Source organism: Streptacidiphilus anmyonensis, from assembly GCF_000787855.1.
GTDB classification, from domain to species: domain Bacteria; phylum Actinomycetota; class Actinomycetes; order Streptomycetales; family Streptomycetaceae; genus Streptacidiphilus; species Streptacidiphilus anmyonensis.
This window is the reverse complement of sequence record NZ_BBPQ01000041.1, coordinates 40,254-58,239: the sequence shown is the minus strand read 5'-3', so window position 1 is coordinate 58,239 and position 17,986 is coordinate 40,254. Positions and strand designations below refer to the sequence as shown.

General features: G+C 71.7%; 21 protein-coding genes and 1 pseudogene. 2 read left to right on the top strand and 20 right to left on the bottom strand.

Annotation, left to right across the window (positions count from 1 at the left end; translation table 11 throughout):
- Positions 1-230: 230 nt before the first annotated feature.
- Positions 231-3,005: a MobF family relaxase gene (gene mobF / locus TR50_RS28260; RefSeq protein WP_042428099.1), complete on the bottom strand. Its 2,775-nt coding sequence runs from the start codon at positions 3,003-3,005 to the stop codon at positions 231-233.
- 303 nt (positions 3,006-3,308) lie between these two features.
- On the opposite strand from mobF, the gene TR50_RS28255 reads away from it, so the two are divergent.
- Positions 3,309-4,133, top strand: a complete 825-nt coding sequence (locus TR50_RS28255) for a hypothetical protein (protein ID WP_042428096.1) — start codon at positions 3,309-3,311, stop codon at positions 4,131-4,133.
- 102 nt (positions 4,134-4,235) lie between these two features.
- On the opposite strand, the gene TR50_RS28250 is transcribed toward TR50_RS28255, so the two are convergent.
- From TR50_RS28250 to TR50_RS28180, 15 genes are all read right to left on the bottom strand, one after another.
- Positions 4,236-4,847, bottom strand: a complete 612-nt coding sequence (locus TR50_RS28250; RefSeq protein WP_063775157.1) for a hypothetical protein — start codon at positions 4,845-4,847, stop codon at positions 4,236-4,238.
- A gap of 227 nt (positions 4,848-5,074) precedes the next feature.
- The gene (locus tag TR50_RS28245; protein WP_152648688.1) at positions 5,075-5,638 is read right to left on the bottom strand and encodes a hypothetical protein; all 564 of its coding nucleotides are present in this window, start codon (positions 5,636-5,638) and stop codon (positions 5,075-5,077) included.
- Between the two features lie 99 nt (positions 5,639-5,737).
- Positions 5,738-6,796: a 2'-5' RNA ligase family protein gene (locus tag TR50_RS28240; protein ID WP_042428090.1), complete on the bottom strand. Its 1,059-nt coding sequence runs from the start codon at positions 6,794-6,796 to the stop codon at positions 5,738-5,740.
- Positions 6,797-6,920: 124 nt separating this feature from the next.
- Positions 6,921-7,490 (bottom strand): GNAT family N-acetyltransferase, encoded by a 570-nt coding sequence (locus TR50_RS28235; protein ID WP_052441414.1) that lies wholly within the window; start codon positions 7,488-7,490, stop codon positions 6,921-6,923.
- A gap of 447 nt (positions 7,491-7,937) precedes the next feature.
- Complete coding sequence (locus TR50_RS28230) at positions 7,938-8,879, bottom strand: hypothetical protein (protein WP_042428087.1); 942 nt, start codon at positions 8,877-8,879, stop codon at positions 7,938-7,940.
- A complete protein-coding gene (locus tag TR50_RS28225; protein ID WP_160311202.1) occupies positions 8,879-9,607 on the bottom strand; it encodes a ParA family protein in 729 nt (242 codons plus the stop codon). Before TR50_RS28225 ends, TR50_RS28230 begins: the two co-directional genes overlap by 1 nt.
- 201 nt (positions 9,608-9,808) lie before the next feature.
- Positions 9,809-10,210: a DUF3307 domain-containing protein gene (locus TR50_RS28220; protein ID WP_042428081.1), complete on the bottom strand. Its 402-nt coding sequence runs from the start codon at positions 10,208-10,210 to the stop codon at positions 9,809-9,811.
- A gap of 76 nt (positions 10,211-10,286) precedes the next feature.
- Positions 10,287-10,568: a hypothetical protein gene (locus TR50_RS28215; RefSeq protein ID WP_042428077.1), complete on the bottom strand. Its 282-nt coding sequence runs from the start codon at positions 10,566-10,568 to the stop codon at positions 10,287-10,289.
- Between the two features lie 65 nt (positions 10,569-10,633).
- Complete coding sequence (locus TR50_RS28210; RefSeq protein ID WP_042428074.1) at positions 10,634-11,014, bottom strand: RapZ C-terminal domain-containing protein; 381 nt, start codon at positions 11,012-11,014, stop codon at positions 10,634-10,636.
- 78 nt (positions 11,015-11,092) lie between these two features.
- A complete protein-coding gene (locus TR50_RS28205) occupies positions 11,093-11,602 on the bottom strand; it encodes a hypothetical protein (protein WP_042428187.1) in 510 nt (169 codons plus the stop codon).
- A 97-nt stretch (positions 11,603-11,699) separates the two neighbouring features.
- Positions 11,700-12,503 carry an AAA family ATPase gene (locus tag TR50_RS28200; protein WP_042428070.1) on the bottom strand — a complete coding sequence of 268 codons (804 nt, stop codon included), beginning with the start codon at positions 12,501-12,503 and terminating at the stop codon, positions 11,700-11,702.
- Positions 12,504-12,666: 163 nt separating this feature from the next.
- A complete protein-coding gene (locus TR50_RS28195; protein ID WP_042428067.1) occupies positions 12,667-13,122 on the bottom strand; it encodes a hypothetical protein in 456 nt (151 codons plus the stop codon).
- Between the two features lie 29 nt (positions 13,123-13,151).
- Complete coding sequence (locus TR50_RS28190) at positions 13,152-13,481, bottom strand: hypothetical protein (RefSeq protein WP_042428064.1); 330 nt, start codon at positions 13,479-13,481, stop codon at positions 13,152-13,154.
- Positions 13,482-13,616: 135 nt separating this feature from the next.
- Entirely contained in the window at positions 13,617-14,162 is a 546-nt protein-coding gene (locus TR50_RS28185; RefSeq protein ID WP_042428062.1) for a hypothetical protein, read from the bottom strand.
- 129 nt (positions 14,163-14,291) lie between these two features.
- A complete protein-coding gene (locus tag TR50_RS28180; protein WP_042428059.1) occupies positions 14,292-14,498 on the bottom strand; it encodes a hypothetical protein in 207 nt (68 codons plus the stop codon).
- A gap of 95 nt (positions 14,499-14,593) precedes the next feature.
- On the opposite strand from TR50_RS28180, the gene TR50_RS28175 reads away from it, so the two are divergent.
- On the top strand, positions 14,594-14,809 hold the full coding sequence (locus tag TR50_RS28175) for a hypothetical protein (RefSeq protein ID WP_042428057.1): 216 nt from the start codon (positions 14,594-14,596) through the stop codon (positions 14,807-14,809).
- 15 nt (positions 14,810-14,824) lie between these two features.
- Here TR50_RS28175 and TR50_RS28170 read toward each other — a convergent pair whose 3' ends face one another.
- The 4 genes and pseudogenes from TR50_RS28170 to TR50_RS47115 all read right to left on the bottom strand — a co-directional run.
- Entirely contained in the window at positions 14,825-15,709 is an 885-nt protein-coding gene (locus TR50_RS28170) for a hypothetical protein (protein ID WP_042428054.1), read from the bottom strand.
- A 133-nt stretch (positions 15,710-15,842) separates the two neighbouring features.
- Positions 15,843-16,463: a hypothetical protein gene (locus TR50_RS28165; RefSeq protein WP_042428051.1), complete on the bottom strand. Its 621-nt coding sequence runs from the start codon at positions 16,461-16,463 to the stop codon at positions 15,843-15,845.
- Positions 16,464-16,487: 24 nt separating this feature from the next.
- Positions 16,488-16,694: a hypothetical protein gene (locus tag TR50_RS28160; RefSeq protein ID WP_042428048.1), complete on the bottom strand. Its 207-nt coding sequence runs from the start codon at positions 16,692-16,694 to the stop codon at positions 16,488-16,490.
- An 80-nt stretch (positions 16,695-16,774) separates the two neighbouring features.
- A pseudogene (locus TR50_RS47115) lies at positions 16,775-17,986 on the bottom strand (chromosome segregation protein ParM); the annotation flags it as partial.

The window sequence follows — 17,986 nt, the reverse complement described above, 5'->3', positions numbered from 1 at the left end:
GCGCCAGATGAGCACCGCCGTACGGAACGGTGCGCGCGAAGTGCGGTGCGCGCGGCGGACCGCGTCTGGGCGCGCGACGCGGTCGATGGACAGGCCCAGCAGAACGGTCCGGCGCGCCTGTCCACAGCCCTCCTGCGCGGCGTGTTTCCCCTGGACAATCACGCGAACCTCCTGGACAAAGTCGGTAACCGGGCCAAGCGCGCGCACGGTCCGCACGTCCGGGGGCGCGGTCACCGCGTGCGGCCCGTGCCACCGGCGCGCCCTTGGAAGCGCCGCTGCTCGTCAGCGCGCGCCTCGCGGTTGATCGCGGCCTGCTCTTGCGCGGCCCGCGCGGCGGCACGCGCCCGCTCGGCGGCCTCCGCGCGCTCAAGGTCCTCGCTCGCGCGCAGGGCGCTCGGCATCCGCGCGCGCAGATTCTGCTCAGCGCGCAGTTGGTCGAGCGCGCCGCGCGCGGCGCCGACGGCCGCGCGGTCCCTGCGCGCACGGTCCTGGCGGGCCTGCGCGGCGGCGGCGACGTCGACGGCGACCGCGCGCTGCTCCGCGGCGGCCTTGCGCCACGGTGCCCACCCGTCCTCGAGGACGGCGGCCTCCGCCGTCTCCCCGACCGCCGCGGCGATCTCCACCGCAGACGCGTACAGCAGGCCGGCGCTCTTCTCCGTCTCCTCCGTCGTCTTCTCGATGTCGGTGGCCTGCTTCTCCAGGCGGGCCGCGTGGCGTCGTGCGTCGGCCCGGTTCATCCGCGTGCCGCTGCCGTCTGGCTGTTCGTCGCCGGGGTCGCGGGCGAGGGCGAGGGCCTTGTCGCGCTGCGCGTCGGTGAAGCCGGTCCTCTTCCAGCCGATCAGGTTCCTGCTCTTCTCCTCGGCGAGTTCGCGCAGCGCCTTGGCGCGGTCCTGGAGCGCTTTGCCGCTCTCGCGGTCGGATTCGACCTGCTTGAGCATCTCGGTGCGCGTGCGCGCCATCACGGCGGCCTCTTCCAGCCGGAGCCGGCGTGCGCGCAGTGCCTGCCACGCCTTCCCCTTCCCGCCCCGTGCGTCGGCCATCAGCGCCACGGCGGCCAGGGCGTTGGTGTCGGCGGCGGCGAGGGCCTGGGCGTAGGCGGTTTCGGCGGCGGTGAGCGCGGCGGCCAGGTCCTCGCCCACGAGCATGCGGTGCGGGCGCTCGGCCCGGCGTTCGTCGACCGGCTCCGTCGGCGTCTGCTCCCCGGTTCCGGCGTCGTGGCCGGCCGGGCCGGTTGCGGGCTGGTTCAGGCCGAGGTCCATCTCTATCTGGTCGGTCCAGTCCGCCGGCGTGGCCGGGCGTGGCTGGGGGTGGCGGCGCCGCGTCCGGCCGGGTTCGGTCAGGGCGAGGTCGAGGTGCTGCTGCGCCTGTCCGGTCTTCTGGGCCTTCGCCGGGGCCTGAGATGTCGTCACGGCGTCGCGGGGGTCCGGCCAGTCGACGGGGTTGCGGGACGTGGCGACCAGGGCGGCGGGGACGCGGTAGCGCTCGGCGTTGCGGAAGGCGGTCGCATCGCGGTGCGGCAGTGCCACGAACCCGGCATGTGCCAGCACCTGGTCGGTCATCTCCAAGGCCTGCTCCAGGCTGGTCAGGTTGTCGGGGAACGCCTTGATGACCGCGGCCAGGATCTCGCGGTACTCCGCGCCCTTGCGGCGCACCGCGGCCACACGTGGCAGTTGCAGCCTGGCGGCGATCTCCTCCACCGTCGGCGGCTCCACCGGCGCGGCCGCCGCGCCGGGGACGGCGGAGGCGAACATCGCCGGGACGTCGTCGACCAGGTCGGTGGCGAAGGTGTGCCAGCGCTCCATCAGCAGCACCGGCTCCCACACAGTCTCGCGGCGGCGCTCGGACAGCTTCGCCGACGCGGCCCGGCGCGCGGCCGCGCTCGCCCCGGGCCCGGCCGCCTCGAGGATCTCCTCGCGGCGGCTGGACCACGCCCGTCGCAGCGCCAGCGGTACCCCGGCCACCTCCCACTCCCCCGTGACCGGCTCGAACACGAACGTCATGCCGAGCCGGGCGTGCAGGCGCTGCCGAAGGCGGGCCTTGGCCAGCTCGCCCAGGACGGCGACGTGCCGGTACAGGTCGTGACCGCCGCCGCCGAACCCGCCCCAGGCCTCGTCATCGCCTTGGAGGAGATTCGGGATCGTCAGGTGGGCGTGGAGGTGGGGATCCCCCGGGCCGTCCTTGGTGCGGCGGGCCAGGAAGTGCGGGAGCACGATCGCGGCCAGGCCCCTCCCGTCGATGCGCCGCGACAGCTGGCCGCCGCCCTGGCGTCCGCGTGAGCCGTACCCGGCGAGCGTCTCGATGGCGGCCACCAGTTCCGTCATGGTCTCGGCGACCGCCTGGGAGATCACTCTCCCCACGCTCGGCGGGGCCAGCGCCGCCACCACCGAAATGGACTTGGGCCAGGCCACGAACATCCCGAACGCGGCCACCCCGACCAGCCTCTGCTTGTCCCGGTTGACCCACGCGAACTCCAGCACGCTCGGGTCGTAGAGGTCCTCCAGGCGCAAGCCGGCGTCCTTCGCCAGGCGCCGCAGGTCCGTGTACGACACCGACGCGTCCGCGCGCTTCCTCCCGCCCGGCTTCTTCGGCCCCTTCGACGCGGTGTGCTTCTCCGTCTCCGCCTTGGCCAGCGCCCGCTCCAACCTGCCCCACCGCTCCCGGCTGCGCCCGGACCGCAGCACCTGCCCGGGTTCCAGGCCGCGCCCGGCCGCCAGCTCCCGTAGCGCGGCCGCGAACGGCGCGCCGTCCAGCTTGGCGTGCGGGTGGGCCTCGGTCCGCGGCTCTCGCAGCATCTGGCCGGTCAGCGGGTGCCGACCCTCCATCAGCCACTGCGCCGCGACCTGGTCCACCCGCTCCCCCGCGACCAGCCCCAGACCGGCCAGGCCCGCCCCGGCCCACACCGGTTCCCGGGCCAGCACCGCCACCGTCGTGCAGCCGCCGTGTCCCTGCGTCCAGTACCGCACCCGTGCCTTCTGGCCCGCCTTGATCTTCACGATCCGTGCCATCGCATCGCTCCCCCGGCCTGGGGAGTTTCCGCGGACACACGGCGCGCTCGCACGTGACGTCGGACCCAGGTCTGAGCCGCGAGCGTCAACCCGCAGCTGGGGCCACGGTCGGGAGCGGCGTCGTCGCTTCCACCCCCTGGTCCGTAACCCGGGACACGACCTCACCCCGTCCCGCCCCCTGGAACGCGCCGTCGATGAAGGAATGGGTCCGGGCTACGACGCTGGGCAAAATCCGGTGCTCCCGGGTCGTGCCGACGGCGACAATTCAGCGCAGATGATCCGATCCGAACGAGAGGGGGCGGCGTGAACGAGCTCCGCTTCGAGACCGCAGGGAAGTACGTGGTCAACGTCCAGCCCGAGACCCTGGCGATCCTCAAGGGCATGGGCACGCACTGGCTCGAAGTCCAGCTCGCGGTCAACGCCCCGGACGGCAGCCCCGGCGGCCGCCTCCTGATGGTGGAGGCCGACCTGTTCGTCCAGCAGCAGACCAACGTCAAGGCGTTCCTGGGATCGGCCCGGCTGACGATCGCCTTCGCCAACGGCGGCTTCGACCGGTCCACGGTGCGGTTCCTGCTCACCGGCGCGCAGCTTCTGGCGCTGGAGGCGCAGCGCCACGGCGACCTGCATCTGGAACTGGAGATCCGCGGCTTCCTGCCCCAGGCACCCGACGCTGATGGGGCCCCGGGCTTTCCCGGCGCGAACCAGGTCACCGAGTACATCACGGTCGCCGAGAGCCGCTGGCGTCAGCAGCTGCGGAACCTGGGCCGCTCCCTCGGGCTCGAGATGACGATCCCCTTCCCCGTGGGCGACGGGCCCCAGCAGGTGGCCGCCAACTACCTGCGTGAGGCGCAGCGCCGCCTGGAAGGCCAAGACGTCGACGGGGCCATCTTGGAGGTACGCCGGGCGCTGGAAGAGGTCCGCACCGCGAGCGGCTGGGCGTGGCCCGGCAAGAAGGACCTGGACCAGCAGACCGCGGAGGAGCGGTGGTCCAAGATCCGCTCCGCTCTGGAGCATCAGGCCGGCGGCGCGCTGCACAACGATCTCGGCACCAAGGACCACACCTACAGCCGCAACGAAGCAGAGGTCCTCATCGCACAGACCGCGGCGCTGCTCCGCCTGCTCCCCTGAACCCGGCCGCCTGTTGCTGACCTGCGGCAGGCGGCTGTGCAGTCCTCAGATCGCCGCTCCCCCTCGTGCCACAGGCTGTCCTGCGGCACGAGGGGCACCGGGTCACGCCGACGCGGGCTCCGCGATGACGCTGTCGTCGATCAGGAACCGCACGCCAGTGGTCTGCCCCGCCGGTGCCTCCGGATCGACCATGGCCACGAACGTGGCGAACTTGCTGTAGAGGGACCGGCAGCGTGCCGAGCTCACCAGGTCCGGCCCCGCGGTTCCGGACCGCAGTGTCTCCAGGATCCGGACCAGGTTGTGGCCGGAGAGCGTGACGGTCTGCATCCCGTTCTCGGACTTCTTGATCCGACCGGAGCTCAGGTTCGGGTTGACAGTGAACCCCTTCGCGTAAATGGAAGCGGTGTTGGGGCCGTGGTAGTCGGTGCTGTCAAAGGTGCTCTTGGTCCAGGTCGGCTTCCACCAGCCGAAAGCATGAGTGGCGACGAAGGTCCAGGTGTCCTCGTGGCACACCAGCGTGAGGTACGAGACTCCTGTTGCCAGCTTCAGCGCGGTGTTGTGCTCGTCCAAGCCCACGGCGTTCGTGGCGATGGCCGCCAAGGCGGCATCCCGGTCCTCCTGTTGCCAGCGCTTCTCCTGCTCCCACTTCTCCCGAGCAATCTGACGCTGCTGCTCCTGGTTGGCCACGTACTGCTCACGCAGTGCCTTGAACACGGTCCCTCCACGCTTGGGCATTCGGCAGCTCACTTTGAGCACGTCAAGTATGACGGTCCGTATGCGGCCAGGACGCGCCCACATCAAAGACGACCTGGAGCACCACGTCCGGCTCCCTGCCACCCGCCCCACAGCGCACGGGGACGCGACCTCACCCGCCCCGGCCCCGGAACGCACCGTGCCCCACCACAGCAGCGCTGGGGCACGAAGGCAGGCAGGCCGACCGTTCAGTCGAGCGACATTCCGGGGGCCGGGTCCAGGATCGTGCCGGGCTCGCCCTGTCCGGTGGTGCCCGGCTCCGCCGGGGCGCGGTAGCGGTACAGGTCGTGCAGGCCGACCGCGCCCTCAGCCCGGACACGGCGCACGATCAGTTCCCCGTCGCTGGAGTCGATCACCGTGAGGCAGCCGCCGCGCTGCAAGACTGCGGCAAGTGCGGGCTGCATCGCATAGTGCACGGTCGACCAGAGCTCCGCCGGCTCCTCCCCCGGCTTCGCGTCGTCGCTGGCCTCGTCCAGTTCCCGCGACGGCATCCAGGACACGGCGACCGCCCCGGCGAAGTAGGTACCCGACGACGGGTCCTCCGGCATCAGCCTGATCTGCACGCCGGGGCCGCCGTCCACGCTGATCGGGAACCCTGCCAACTGGCAGACGCGCACGACCCGCTCAACGCACTCGGCCTGCCGGGCGTCGGCGCGCAGCCCGTCCGCGACGTCGCCCATCCCAAGCCGGTCGGCCAGGTCCAACAACTTCTTCTCGAACGGCTCCCCGGTAGGTACGTCCAGCTCGGTCATCGTCATCTCCTTCGTCGGGGGCGGGCTCAGCCATCGGTCCGACTGACCGGGGCCGGGCCTCGGCGGCCAAGACGAGCCAGTCGGCGATGGCAGCGGGGCTCAGGCGGGGGCCGCCGCCTGGTCGTGGAGCAGCGGCTGGATGCGACACAGGTGGGCGAAGTCGGCGGAGGATCGGATCGCGTCGGTGAGGATGCGGGCGACCTCCGGGGTGGCGGTGTACGTCACCTGGCCGGTGCCGTCGGCCTTCTCGAAGGGCATGCCGTATCCGAGTGCGCGGCCCTGCTTGTGGCCTTGTCGGGCTCCCACGCTCGCGCGGGCCCGCTGCTCCTTCGCGGTGCCGGCGGGCAGCACGAACGCGCCGAGGTCGGCGGTGCCGACGGGCTCGCCCGGGGTCGCGCAGATCCGCCAGGTCACCAGCTTGCCCTCGGGCCCCAGCCCGTCCGCGTACCGGCGCAGCAGGCGGGCGGTCCACCGCCTGTCGTTGGAGTAGCCCTGCTGGATCCACACGGTCTCGTCGTCAGGGTCGGCGCTGCGCAGGCGGATCTCGGCGACGGGCTCCCAGGTCAGCTCCCACGCCGGGTGTCCGTCGGCGTACGCCTCCTGGAAGAGGACGTCGACCAGGTGCACGGCGTCGATCCGGGTGGTGGCGTGGCTGGGCCGCACCTGGCGCAGGGCTTCGGCCAGTTGGTCGCCGTTGCGGTCCCGGTAGGCGTAGCCGAGGCTCAGGTGCGCGGCCGGGGCGCTGTAGTAGCGGTCGCTGCGCACCGCGCGGGCCAGGGCGTAGCGGACGTGCTGGCGGAGGTCGTCGATCTCGTCGTCCGGGTGGGCGTCGAGGATGACGCCGGAGCGGACGGCGAGCGGGGAGCCGAGGGTGAGGTCGAAGGCGGTGACGTCGGCGAGTTCGTCGCGCAGTGCGGATACCAGGTCGGCTCGCTGCCGCTCGGTGACGCCGCTGGAGTCGGCTGCGGTGACGACGTCCAAGGTGATGTGCAGGAAGTCCTCGGAGGTCGGCAGGATCGGCGTGCCGTCCATGGCCCGCCGGCACCGGTAGATCAGCCTGGCCAGGTCGCCCTCGAACGACGGCACCGCGTAGATGTGCAGGACTCGAAGCCCCTCGGTCCACGGCTTGCCGCGAAAGACCGGCTGGTAGCGCTCCACTGTTCCCCTCCCCGGGCGGCGGCTACCTGTCATGCTCGCGCATCGCCGGCGACCGCCGCCGTGATTCCAAGAACTCCCGGCTCGCTCTCCCCGCCAAGGGCGGGGAGAGCGGAACGGCTCAGGGTCAGCGTCGCCAGCGGGTGAACAGCCGCTCGGTGGGACCGGAGTGCACGCCGAGTGGAATGCCGAGGAACACGGACAGGTCCTCGCCCTCGCCGGGTGCCTTCACCGCGAAGCCCCGTCCGGTGTAGAAGGCGGGCAGCGTGGTGGAGTCAGCGTCGAACTGGCCGTAGACGAGTTGATAGGAGAGCTGCTGGTAGATCTGCGTTGCGCGCTTGAGGAGCTGGGTGCCGATCCCGTGGCCGCGGGCAGAGTCGGCGACAGCCAATCCGCTGATCTTCGCGATGACCACGCACAGGAAGGCCAGACGCTCGCCCGAGACACCGCGGTCGGCCAGGCCCGCCACAATGTTGTAGGGCGGGAGGGCCACCAGGGTTCCGACGATCTGCTGGTCCGCGTCTTCGGCAACCAGGACCAGTGACAGCCCGGGCACGATGGCAGTCAGGTCGTTGCCTGCGAGGGTGGTGGCGAGAGCGCGGAGCAGGGCGTCGTGGCCGCCGTCCAAGCCGGCCTTCAAGATGGCGGCCAGGCGGCCGTCATCGACGCCTTCTGCCACCAGGGAGTCGACCTTCACGTCAACCGACTCCAGCAATCCTGTGACTGGCGGGACTTCGCCGGGACGCGCAAGGCGGATCCGGCCTCCGCGGGGGAGTGCCCAGCCGTCGCCGATGCGGGCACCGGTCAGCGGTCGCGGCAGCGTAGAGCCGCCACGTGCTCCTCTTCGTTTCGCCATGAACACAACGTATTCAAGGAGCAAGCTGCCCCTCAGGCGAATCCGCGATCCCGGCCGAGGATGGCATAGCGCCTTGTGCAGACCGCCCAGGCGAGGGGCCCTTCGCGGGCTTGCTGCTCCGTCCCCGCGGGTGCCGACCGGGTAGCCCGCACGCAGCCACACTGGGGGGTGCACGAGAGCAGACGGGCCTTGTTCGAATCGGCAGTCGAACACTTCAGGACCAATTGGTCCCGAAGTGTTCGACTCATGTTCGATTATGGCAGAGCTGTGGGGCTTATCGCCGTGGCGTCAACTGCCGTCGGTGATCAGCTGGGGTGCCCGTGCGACGACGGCGTCCATTTGCCCCAGGAGCCTGCGGATGTCCGCCAGCAGCTTGGCGTACTGCTCGGGGTCGCCCTCCGCCTGGGCTCCCTCGAAGGTCGCCTTGGTGATCCGCTTGCGGGCGGCCTTGAGCTCGATCAAGCCTCGGCCGAGCGAGTCCAGGTGTGGCTGCTCCACTACCTCGGCATCCTGGACGCCGGTGCCGTCCTTCTCGTCCTCTGTCGAGTCGGATGTCGCACCGTCTCCATCGAAGCCTTTGGGCTCCGGCTCCGACGGGGGAGCGAACAGGGCGTCAGCCCACTCCCGCAGGGCGATGCGGGCCTTGGCCCCGTCCTGGGGAAGATCGGCACCACGAACGGCTTGGGCGAGTTGGCCCAGGCTCTCTGCGGTGAGGCGCTGACCGGCGGCCGTGGCCGCGTCGTTGGCGGCGACGTAGAGCTCGACGGCGACCTCTTCGGGCAGGTCGGTGAGCTTGCGCACCTGGGACTCGACGGGGGCTTCGCCTTGGCGGGTGGCGATGGCCAGTGCCACCTTGGAGCCGGTCACCCAGCGGCGGGTCTGTCGCGGCACCACGTCCGGGATCAGCTCCGCGACGTAGTCCTCCAGGGTGGAGTGGGTGCGCCGGTAGAGCTTGCCCTTCGTCATGATGGCGATGCCCTGGCCGATGACCCACACGGCGGCCTTGCCGGTGGCGTGGGCCGTGCGGATGACCGTCTCGGTCTGCTCCTTCTGCTGCGCTTCCTTCGCGCTGAGGTCGGACTGGTCACCCTCTTCCACTTCCGCGACGTCGTTAATGGACGGGAGGGCGGTGGCGAGCTTCATCACGGCTTCCGCCGCGTTGGCCGCGAGGGCGTGCGGGGAGACGGCAGGGCTGGAGTCGTCCAGGTCGAAATCTGCGAGACGCGCCATCAGGCTGCGGCCTCCATCGTCTGGACGAGCTGGAGGTAGTGGCCGAGGTCCCTGGGGCAGGTCTCCATGGCGTCCTCGTAGTCCACCAGGTCGGGGATCTCGGCTGCGAGCAGGTCGTAGCCGGCGTCGCGCACCTTGTCTCGGGCGGCCTCGTTGTGGCTGCCCCGGGAGTTCTTGACGCGGGTGAAGACCACGTTGGCGTCGATCTGCGCGAGTCGGCCGGCTTCCTTCGCCGCGGACAGGGCGCCGTCCAGGGAGCCCTTGATGCGGCGCATCTCCGCCTTGCGCGGGGAGGTGACGAACAGGACCTGGTCGCAGGCGGCGACGGCGCTGCCGAAGATGTCGCTGGACTCGCCGCCGCAGTCGATGACGACTACGTCGTAGTCGTCCGTGTCCTCCAGAACGCGCTCGCCGACGCGGGCGTGCGGCCAGGTCTCGATCGCGAAGGGCAGGGGGTCGCCCTTCTTCTTGGCCAGGCGGTGCCAGTCGTAGGCGGTCTGCGACAGCGGGTCGGCGTCGACCAGCAGCACGCGCAGGCCGTAGTGCACGGCGTAGACGAGCGCCACGTAGACGCTCATGGTGGACTTGCCGACGCCGCCCTTGAGGCCACCGATGGCGATGACCTTCTTCTTGCCGCGCTGGTGCCAGGACAGCGTGGCGCGGGCCTCCAACTGCGCTGCGGCGAGCGCTTCGGAGCGCGGGATACTCTCGGGCGTGGTGGTCGTCATCATCTTCCTCACCGGGTCGTTCTGGTGGCGGCCTCCACGGTGCCCCGCCTGGTTGGCAGGCGGGGCATCCTTATTCGGCCGGGTTGAGCGTAGCGCTGCGCGACGAAATCGCTGGGCTGCTCCACGGCTCCTGTGCCGCCCGAACGCAAAAAGGCCCCCACGACTCCCGTAGGAGTCGTGGGGGCCTGAGTGTGCCAGTAGTCAGGTCAGTGCGGCGATGGCCAGGGCGGCGGGCAGGATGCCCAGGGCGAGGTGTGCGACCTGGTCGACGTGCTGGGCACCGCCGTTGGCCCGGAAGCCAGCCTGCCCGGTGTGGTCCATCCACCAGGTGATCGGCCAGCGGCGGTCGATGAACGCGTGGAGTCCACTGACCCAGGCGACAGCCCCGAGGACCAGGCCGACGCCCAGGTGGAGGTGGAGCAGCGCGCCGCCTCCGAAGAGCACGGCGAGATAGCTGGCGGCGTGGATGGACGAGTGGGTGAGGTTGGCACGCCATCCGGTGAGCCCGGGGCCGGCCTTGTGGGCGCTTTGCGCATCGGTCTGAAGCGGGTAATCCGCGGCGAGGTGCGCGACGTAGAGCAGTACGAAGACGACTGCGAACATGAAGGAGCCTCTCTGGATTCTGGCGGGAGGTGCCGGAGCGGCCGGACTCTTGGCGGATGACGGCCGCTCCGGGGTTCTACGGTGCGGTCTCGATGCCGGGGTGGGAGAGCGGAGCGAAGGCGTCGTCCCAGGGGCCAGCGACGGCTTCCCGTGGACAGCGCAGCCACTCGGTGGGCTGCCGCTGTCCGGCCGGGTCGAGCAGGGCCAGGACGACGGTCTCGGTGTCAGGTGTGCCGTGCTGCTCGTGAGTGCGGGCGCGTTCGACGCCTCCGCCGACACTGACGGCGACGTCGTCGCCGGGCGACCAGGGGGCTGCGGCCTTACGGGCCTTGAGGTAGGCGAGGAACGCGTCGACCACACGTTGGTCACCTGGATGGAGCCGGCCTGGTCCGTGGCCGCAGCGCTTCCAGCGGGTCGGGCCGCTCACCGGGCGACGACCGGCAGGTTGATGTCGCGGTGAACCACCGTGACGGCGGTCCCTTCCTCACGCAGCAGTTGGGCCAGTGCTTGGGTGACCTGGGCTGACCTGTGCCTGCCGCCGGCGCATCCGATGGCGACCTTCAGCGGGGCCTGGGCCGGTCCGGCGAGGTAGGCGCGGACCATCGCGGCGAGGGCGTCGACCACAGCCAGGATGCCCGGGGTGGTCATCACGGCCTGGGCGACGGGTTCGTCGCGGGCGGTGAGCTGACGCAGCTCGGGGTTCCAGTGCGGGTCGCGGAAGTGCTGACGCAGGTCGCAGGTGACGTGCGCGGGCGGCGGGTCGCCGTGCAGGTAGCCGAAGCTGGTGATCTCGATGGGGGGCATGCGGTGCTCCTGGTGGTGTGACGCCGGGGCGGCCGGGCTCGAGGTCGACGGCCGCCCCGGCGAGCTGGAGGGTGCGGGTCAGGGTGTGCCCGGGTGTGCGTGCTCGAAGGCGCGGATCAGGTCGGACAGGGCGTCCAGGTCTTCGGTCTCGCCGACCCAGGTGCCGGTCTCGGTCCACACGAAGCTGACGCCGACGGGGTCGTGGAAGAGCAGATAGCGGCCGAAGCGCTCGATCAGGCCGTCTTCGGAGATGGTGGGCTGGGCGGTGAGCGGCTCGGCCTGGTCTGCGGGTTCGGGGACCAGGGCGCGGAGCTCCAGGGCGAGGACGTGCAGCCAGATCGGGTCGTCCGGGGTGGTGGGGAGCCGCAGGTAGCCGGTGACGCGGAGCAGGTCGCCGGGCCGCAGGTCGGTGACGACCTGGTGGGCCAGGATCGGGTCGCTGACGCTGCACGGCAGCACCATCTGGTCGGTGCGCTCGTCCGTGGGCTCGATCACGATGCGGAAGCGGGCGGTGGTGCAGTCCGCGTCTCCGGGCACGGTCTCCTCATCGAGGAAGCCGTCCAGGACGACGACGTCGGCGGTGTCCATCAGTTGCTCCAGGCGGTCGGTCGGTGCGGCGTGGGGGAGGCGGGCCGTCCGGTGCGGCTCCCGTTGACGGTCATGGCGGCAGAGCCGGCGGCAGCGTTCAGCCGCACCGGTCACACATCGGCTCGTCCGGCTGGCCGCCGGTGTAGACGTCCAGCAGGTCGGCGGGGCCGTCGACCCGCACCCACTGCGGACCGCCGCAGTCGGGGCACGGCTCGTCAAGACGGGCCTGGAAGCCGAGCTGGAAGGCGTCGCCGTCGACGGTCCGGATGGCCACCTTGCGGTCGGCGATGACGAAGGCACCGTCGATGTCCGGGCTGGGGCTGGGGGCGTAGACGGCGGTGAGGCCCGGGCCGAAGGCGGCGCGCACGGTGGTGCGCGGGTCGCGCTTGGCGGCCGCGGCCCGGACCAGCGCCAGGCGCAGCAGGTCCAGGTCGGCCGCGTCGTGGACCTGGGCGAAGCCCTCGGCGAGCAGCTGCGCCGTGGTCGGGACGGCGGTGTGCTGGCGGGTGACGGTGTCGGCGGGGACCTGTCGGTTGGCCGGGCGCAGGTGCTGACGGGCCTGGCACAGGTCCAGGCGGGTGCGCAGGGTGATCGCGACGGCGGGCAGCCGGTGCTGATCGGCGCGCTGCAGCAGGGAGGCGCGGACGGCGGCTTCGCTGTTCGTGGCGTCCACCACTGTGGTCAGGCCGCGCATGAGACGGCCGGACAGGATCTGGTCGAAGACGGCGACGGCGGCCGCCGTGGCGCTCTGGTCGCCGGCGTCGTCGGCGACCAGGCGGCGGCACTCGTCCAGGGAGAGCCGCCACTGGCTCGGGAACGCGGCGGCGGCCTGGGTCTTGCCGCTCCCTGAGGCGCCGATCAGCACGACGACAGCGGGGAGCTCGAAGGGCAGGGCGGTCATGTGGGCTGCTTCCCTTTCGCTGGGTGGCAGCCCACCGCGGCGGGCTGCCGGGGGTGCGTGAACGGGCGGGGCGGCTACCTGCTGGCGGCCGCCCCCTTGGACTGCTCGGTGGCGCGGGCGCGGTGGCGGGCCGCTGTCGGACGGTCAGCGGCCGGCCTGCGCTTCAGGCCGGGGCCGGGCAGGGCGAGAGCGCCTGCGGTTTCCTGGACCAGTGGATGTAGTCGACGGCGCTGGAGAGGTAGCCGGTGTCGGCGAGGCTGCCGGAGTTGTCGATACGGTCCCGGAACCGGTCCAGGCGCTGCCAGGCCTGTCGCAGTTCGGCGATGAGCCATTTCAGGTCGTCGCCGGTGACGGCCCAGGTGTCGGCGATCGCGTCCAGCCGGTCGGTGTCCTGGAGGCTCGCGGCCAGGAAGGCGTCGACCCTCTTGGCCTCGTCGGCGGTGAACAGCTTGCCGATCTCCTGGGCTTCGTCCGCGCGCGGGTCGGGGTCGTATCGGGCGAACGACCGCTTGTTCAGAGCGAGGCGGGCGAGGGCCCAGTCGGACTCGCCCTCCAGCACGCTGTCCATCAGGTAGGGCCGGTCGGACTGGTGGAAGGGCTCGTACACGGGGAGCGGCACGGTCGGTCCTCTCAAGGTGATGGAGCGGGTCAGGGGGCGGTGGCGCGGATCGCGTCGGCGAGCAGAACGGTGTGCTCGTGGGCGTCGTCGACGGCGGTCTCGAGCGCGGTGACGACGGCCTGGTTCAGGTGGCCGGTCTCACGGGCCTTTGCCAGGAGCGCCTCCAGGCCGAGCGCGTCGTACAGGGCGTCGGCGCGGGCCTCCAGCAGCCGGGCCTGGATGTCGGTGACGTCCAGGCGGGCGGTGCCGAAGTCGCGGTAGGCGTCGTAGGCGCTGGCGGTCTGCGCGAGCAGGGTCGTCTCGATCGGCGGCTCGGGGGTGGTGGGGGAGAGGGCGCTGGGGAGGTGGCGAACGGACACGGTCTGCTCCGGATTGGTCGGCGGTGAGCGGGTTGGGCCTTACTGTTGCTGGGCGCCTGGCTTGACTCCCCAAATGAGGAGTCAAGTCGCGGGGCTGCTGTCCGGGGCCTGCGGCGTCGTGGGACCGCTGCTGGGTCAGTTGGTCGGGCGGTGGGCGGGGGCGGGCAGCGCGCGGCAGTCGGCGGCGTGCTCGGAGGCGTCGTCGCGGACCTGCTCGAAGTCGGCGGCCTGGATGCCGGAGTTGGCGCGGCAGCCGGTGCAGCGCCACCAGGCGGGGCCGGGGGCGTGCAGCTGCGCGCTGGGCCACGGGTCGGCGCCGATGACCTCCACCTCGGCCCGGCTGCGGCCCTCCAGGCGGACCCACACGTGCTCGGGTCCGCCGGCGTCGGGCGCGTCCAGGCGCACCAGCAGGACGCCGCCGGGCGCACGTCGGAGCTGGGCGTCGGATTCGGCGGTGTGCAGGAGCTGGTGGAGGCGGCCGCGGCCGCCGAAGTTCTCCCAGCCGGGGATGGTCTGCAGGACCTGCCACAGTTCGGTGGCGTCGGTGGTGGCGTTGTCGTTCACGGCGCGGCAGTGGTCCAGCAGTCCCAGCACGACGGCGTAGGCGTCGTCGCGGTGCAGCTCGCCCTGATAGGCGGGCGTGATGCCGGTGATCAGGGTGTCCAGAGTGGTGGCGGTCATCGGGGCCTCTTCCGTCGGTCGGTTCGGGAAGGACTGAAGGTCCACCGCGACCGCCCCGGTCCCCGGCTGGTCGCCGGGTCGGGGCGGCACGGGTAGGCGTTCAGGCCGGTGCTGCGGTGCGCGGTGCTGTCAGAAGTCGAGGCGGATGGTGATGGGGATGCGCGGGTCGCCGCGGTGGGTGTGCACGGTGCGGCGGTGCGCGGTCAGTCCGGCGGGGCCGCCCTGGATGGGCAGGTGGCAGTCGGGGCAGCCGTGCCACCACTCCTGGCCGGTGGGGAGCCCGTCAGGGGTGACCGGGTGCGGGTGGGGGCCGGGAGCGGCCCGGTTGCTGGGCATGTGACTCCTGCGGGGGTTGATCCGCCGGATCCTCTACCGCGCCAGCTGGCGGTGCGTCAGTCTGGTGACCACAAGCGCGCGGAGAGGGGGCGGCGATGGGGTGGTTCTCGAACGATGAGCCGGACGTCGTCGACTTCGAGGCGGTGATCGCGCGGGGCGTGGTGTGGCCGGCGTACACGGACGAGAACGGCGTCCTGGTCATCGACGTCGACTACGACGTGGAGGTCCTGGTGGACGAGGCGATCGTCGACGGCTTCATCTATCCCGCGTGGGTGGACGAGTGGGGCCAGTTGCGGATCGACATGGACTGACCCCGCTTCACCCGGCTACCAGACGTCGCCGTGTTCCGTCTCGTGCGGCACCGGCACGGGCAGCGGCGAGGTGATGTTGGTGACGTTGCTGCTGACGTTCACCAGCAGCGGGAGGCGCGCGCCCTTGAACGCGACCAGGCTGACGAGCGTCCACAGCAGCACGACCACGCCGGCCGCGAGCATCCGCGAGTCCGGGGAGGTCGCACTCCACACCATTGCCGTGGTGGCACTCCCGTAGGCCACCCATCCCAGGCGGCCGACCAAGGAGCTGAAGCCCGCCGCGATCAGCAAGAGCGCCCCGGCCCACACCCACACGCTGTAGAGGTTGTCGGTGCTGACGTTCAGTCCGGCGTCGTGGTGCTGCAGATAGCTGTAGACGGGTGCGGTCACGGAGTTGGTAAGGCCCGGGTGGACGCCCACCAGGTGCCGGATCGCGGCCAGGGCCACGTCGGCGAGCAGGACCGCGAGGCCGATCAGCGCGGCGGCGCCGGACAGGTAGGCGACGACCTTGACCCAGGTGGCGGCCTGCTCCCAGCCGCCCGCGAGCGCGGCCTCCAGGTCGGCCCGGCGGCGGCGCAGCGGCGGCGCGAGGTAGCGGGTGCACCAGGCCCGGGTGAAGCGCAGCCACCGGTCCAGTGCGGGGAGCAACTGGCGGCGGGGGCGGTAGGTGACGGTCGGGTGAGTGGAAGTGGGGTGCGCGGGGGCCGCGGTGCGGCTGGGGGCGACGGCGGGAGTGCAGGGCGCCGGTGTCTGGTGGGCGATGTGGACGGCCGCCCAGATACCGGCGGCGAATCCGACGGCGAGCAGCACCAGGTGCCGGTTGACCTTCCACCAGCTGGGCGGTGCAGGGGTGACGACGTGTGCGACGACGGTGGGTTGGGGTTTGCGCCAGGACGCCAAGGCGGGGCCTTCCAGGTGAGGAGTGGAGGGGCGTGCGGGCGGTGCAGGGGCCGGTCGGCCTGTCCCGGCGCCACTGCGCCCGCCGGGCCTGGTGGCCGGCGGGCGCGCAGTGGAGGCGAGGCGGAGCGGTCGGTCAGCGGACGTTGTTGTGGATCTGGCCCTTCCAGAAGCCGCCGGACTGCTTGCCGATGTTGACCTCGGTGTGCCGGTGGACCAGGGCGTTGACGACGGTGCCGTCGCTGCTTGTGGTGGTGGTCATGGCGGACTTGAGCTTGCGGGCCGCGACGACGGCGACGACGACAGCGACCACCAGGACTGCCGCCGCCCACTTGAGGAACTCGGTGGCGTCGTGGAAGGAGGGGCCGGCGACGTGCAGGCCTTCGCAGGCGATGTAGATCGCGCCTCCGGCGGCGAGCATCGCCAGGGAGGCGATGCCGCCCAGGACGACGATCTGGCCGACCAGCGGGCTGGCGCCCTGCGCGGGCGGCGGCGCGACGGCGGGAACCGGCTCCGGCTGCTGGCGGGCGTAGATCTGTGCCTTCTCGAACGCGGACAGCGGCTGCTCCGGCTCGGGCTCAAGCTCCGGGGCCGGAGCCGGAGTGGGGGCTTCCTGGACCGGGACGGCGACGATGGTGCCGGTGGCCGGGTCGATCGCGGAGATGTAGCCGGGCGGGAGCAGCAGCGGCGCCGGAGCGGGCTGCTCGGTGGCGGTGGCGAACTCGGTGAACTCGGCGAAGCGGTCGGCGGTGCTCATCAGTGCCTCCAGGCAGGAAGGGGGTCAGCGGGTGAGGGCGGAGCAGATCTGTCCGATCACGTGGGCGCAGCCGGTCAGGAAGGCCGAGATGGAGGGGGCGACGCCGGTGCTGGCGAGGAAGAACCCGAACAGGACGGCCAAGGTGACGATCCAGAAGCCGCGGTAGCCGGCGCGGTAGAGGAAGAACAGCGCGATGCCGGTCAGGGCCGCACCGGGCAGGGAGACGATCACGACGAAGCCTTTCGAGGGCCGGGCGGGGGTATGGGTCGGGGCCGCCACTGGTGCGGCGGCCCCGAGGTGCTGGGCGCGGGTCAGACGCCGCTGAGCTTCTTGATGGCGTCCAGTGCCTGGCTGGCGGTGGACGCCTCGCGCCCGCGGGGCCCGCCCTTGCCCTTGCCGCCTCCGCCGTTGCGGGGCTTGCGGACGCGCGGGCCGTCGCCCCAGTCGCCGTCGCCGTCCTCGTCTTCTTCGTCGCCGAACTCGCCAGGGCGCGGCGGCTCGTTCTGCCAGTCGAACCAGAGCCCGAGCTTGTCCAGCTCCGCGATCTCGTGGTCGGTCAGGTGGGCGACCGCGTCGGGGAACAGGTGGGCGATGGGCTCCTCGAAGTCCATGAAGAGGGTGCGCAGGACTTCGGGCTTGGCGCCTTCCACGATCCAGCCGATGCCGCCGGTGTTGCCGTTGGACGGCGGCTCGGGCTCGCCCTTCATGATCCGGTCGATCCGGCCGGCCTCTTCGGGCGAGAAGGAGCGGGGGAGCGGATCGGGGGTGTCCTCGGGCGCGACGGAGAGGGACTTGAACATGTCGACGATCTTCTTCGGCGCGATCTTGAGGACGATCGGGATGCACAGCGCCAGCAGGGACTCGTTCAGGAGCTGGGTGAACCCGTCCTGGACGTACCAGCTCTGACCGGCGATCTTCTCGCCGATCGCGTACTTGCGGCCCTTGACGCCGATCCGCTCCGCGTTGTCCATGATCTCCGCGCCGTAGGGCTCCTCCCGAGCGGCGACCAGGAACTCGTCCTTGTACAGGGACAGCGGCCGGTAGGGGCAGCCGGGACGGGTGGGCGACCAGTCGTGCAGCTTCCCGTCAGCCCACGGCATCTTGGCGCGGATGTCCATCAGCGCCAGCGCCGCGCGCTGCATGCGGACGATGAACAGTCCGCCGTCGCCCTGCCGGTCGACGTGCGGCGCCAGTGCGGGCAACTTCTCGTCCTGGGCCTGGGCGCCGATCCACACGACCGCGCCGAAGTTGCTGTCGGCGGCGACGAACAGCGCGATCAGCTGGGTCTTGCCGCCACCGGTGGGAGCGACGATCAGACCGTGGGCCGCGCCCCGATCGGTGTAGACGCGGTTGCGGGCGGGCTGGCCGTTGACCAGGTAGCCACACACCCAGCGGCCGTCGGCGTCGGGCGTCAGCAGCTCGCGGGTGGCCGGGTACTGCTTCGCCAGTGGGGAGACGTCCCACTGCAAGACCAGGATGTCGGCCCCGGCGACGGTGACGAACACGCGGCCGTCGTCGTAGTT